This is a genomic window from Haloferax sp. Atlit-109R, from assembly GCF_003665865.1.
Lineage (GTDB): Archaea > Halobacteriota > Halobacteria > Halobacteriales > Haloferacaceae > Haloferax > Haloferax volcanii.
On the sequence record NZ_QPLO01000037.1, the window covers coordinates 1 to 440 of the forward strand.

The 440-nt window shown below is 58.6% G+C and carries 1 protein-coding gene; it reads right to left on the reverse strand.

The features are described from left to right. Positions 1-420: bacterio-opsin activator domain-containing protein (locus tag DVK03_RS19555; protein ID WP_255409759.1), on the reverse strand; the 420-nt coding region annotated here is incomplete at its 3' end. Between the last annotated feature and the right edge of the window lie 20 nt (positions 421-440).

Genomic DNA, 440 nt, shown 5'->3' on the forward strand with positions numbered 1-440 from the left:
CTTCCGAGTCGCCTTCCGCACGTGAAGATAGAACGTCGGCGACGCGATCCCGAGTGCAGCAGCGAGTTCGTCACCCGTCGAGCAGCGTGGCGATTCGAAGAACCCTGCGTGATAGGCGAGTTCCAGCACTTCTCGCTGTCTGTCGGTCAACAGGTCGTCGAGCACGTCGTGCGTGAGATTGATCGACTGTACGGGGCGGTCGACCGAACGTTTGGCGACGAAGGTCGTGTCCGGATACGCCGCCTGAACCCCCGAGATGACTTTACGGGTATTCGAATCTGGTGCAACCTCCGCAACGATTGTCTCTTCACCGTCTTCGACGACCTTCGATGTCACGGTCGCGCCGTAATCGAGTAGCTTTGTCATCGGGGACTCACTCACTCTGTACTCGATCATTCCCTGAGTGCCCGTTGCGTTGATCGCTCGCGCATGATCGAACG